Raw genomic sequence first — 2,183 nt, 5'->3', positions numbered from 1 at the left:
AATGCTTTAAACTCCGGGAAGTAAAACATCATCTCTGCAGGAGCCTCAGATTCGGGGGTATAAATGAACTCAACTTTTACACCGTCTATGATCCTGCTTTCTCCATCCAGTTTCTTAATCACATCAGTTCCTTCCAGGATGCCGGCAAGACCGGTAGATGTTGTTTGGCCAAGACCTGTTCCCAGTGTGCCCTTTGCATCTTTGGGAAGCAGATTGCCATACATGTAGGAGGCCCTTCTTCCCATCGTATTCCCACCCATCACGTTCTCAGAAATAGCTTCGTCGAAGTATCCTTCTGGGATATAGATGGGAACTTTACCACTGATAACATCTTTTTCATCTACTACACCACGTATTCCGCCAAAGTGGTCGATATGACTATGGGTATGTATGATAGCGGATACTTTCCTTGTACCCAATTTTTGATTTGCAAGTTCCAACCCGGCTTTTGCTGTTGGAGGAGAGAGTAATGGATCAATAACAATCCAACCGGTTTTTCCTTCTATGAGCGTCATGTTAGCCAGGTCAAACCCCCGGATCTGATAAATACCATCGGTGACTTTGAACAAACCATTAATGCTGTTTATTTCGCTTTGACGCCAAAGGCTGGGATTAGCTGTAGCTGGAGCAGTACCTTTAATAAAATCATACTGTTTCATGCTATATACAACAGTTCCTTTTTCGTCCTTAATTTCACCTGCATCCAACGTGGCAATAAAGCCTTTCCTGGCATCTGCGAAGTCCGATGTATCATTGAAAGGCAGGTAGGATAGAATTTCTTTTTGTTTTTCCTGGGTAAATGTGCTAGCATCTTTAACGTTGGAATTTTCTTCGCCACCGGAACTCTCTTTCGCTGTAGGGGAACTACACGAGGAATAGATTGCCGCCACTGGCAGTAAAAGATACCATAGCCTTAGTTTTGTTGCCATTGTTGTTCAATTTAAATTGTGGATAGTGGTAGTTATATATTTGATAAAGATGAATGTTAAAATTTCTTTGTTAATGCCCAGAACCTATTACCGGCAGCAAGGGTAATTCAGGTCGCTTTGCGTGACGCACAGGTATAACCAGATGCTGAATTGCAGCAAAATGAATATAAAATTGCAAATAAAAATAGCACACACCTTATGGGTGTAATGCGGAGATGATGAGCGTTATCGGGTTCTTGCTTAGGAGTATATGTAGTTTAACCCACTGAACTAGAACAGTTGTTGTTAAAGATTGTTCAAAGACAGTGTCAATATTTTTCTCTTCTATAAAGAGAAGTGAAGAAAAGTTATTACCTGGTGGACTTCAAATATTTCATGATATAAGGGTTGATATCGATGATCCTGCTGGTATAAGGTAATGCTAAAAATAAGTAAATTCCCATCCGGGAATAGATATATTGAATATTTTTTTGGAGCCGCGCAAAAATAGTATCAATAGATGTCAAAATGTTAGTTGCTCGTTCCTGTATTAGAACCGATCTTGAGTGACCTTACAAAGACATGATATAAAATAATGGATGAAGTTCGCTTAAGCTTACTAGTAGTATTATGTTCCTTTCTAATGTTGCAGCAAGGTTATGGGCAAACCGCAATGGAATGGGCGAAATTGAGAGAGGTGGCAAAAACTCCTTATCCCGATTCGTCCAGGCGTGTATCGTCAGCTGGACATACAACTTATTTTGTCAATCCGATAACAGGTAGCGATCAAAACAAAGGTACTAAAAGCTCCACTGCATGGAAATCGTTCGCTAATGTAAACGCTTTGAGACTGGCACCTGGTGATAAAATTGTCATAGCACCCGGCATACATGAGCAAACATTAATGCCGTTTGGCGCAGGCACATCGAAAGAGCCAATTGATATTCATTTTTTGCCTGGTAAACATCAATTCACTTCTCCAAAGTCCTTACGGCGTATATGGTATATTTCTAACACTTCCGATTATACATTCACACCAAAGCCTTGTGGTATTCTGATAGAAGGGGCAAGGTATGTACGCATTCATGGCGATGGCGTTAGAGGGGAAGGTAAAACAACTATTATAATGAGTGGGCCTGAACGGATGGTGAATGTCATTAATGACTTATCAGAAAATATCTCTTATGAATATTTGGTATTTGACCTTAAACGTCCATCAGTTTCTGAAATTATGGTTTTGCAGGCAAGCGCCGGGGAAGCGGTTATTCAGGTAGC

The 2,183-nt window shown here is 40.6% G+C and carries 2 protein-coding genes; one reads left to right on the top strand and one right to left on the bottom strand.

The genetic code is table 11. From position 1 onward, the window contains the following. Positions 1–929, bottom strand: a 929-nt coding sequence (locus VIP81_RS07855) for an MBL fold metallo-hydrolase (RefSeq protein ID WP_331958130.1), incomplete at its 3' end; no start/stop codon positions are given. 622 nt (positions 930–1,551) lie between these two features. Here VIP81_RS07855 and VIP81_RS07850 point away from each other — a divergent pair. Next, positions 1,552–2,183, top strand: a 632-nt coding sequence (locus VIP81_RS07850) for a hypothetical protein (RefSeq protein ID WP_331958128.1), incomplete at its 3' end; no start/stop codon positions are given.

Origin of the sequence: Chitinophaga sp., from assembly GCF_036566945.1 — a bacterium.
Classification (GTDB): domain Bacteria; phylum Bacteroidota; class Bacteroidia; order Chitinophagales; family Chitinophagaceae; genus Chitinophaga.
Note: the sequence above shows the minus strand (reverse complement) of the source record. Positions and strands in the feature narration are given on the sequence as shown.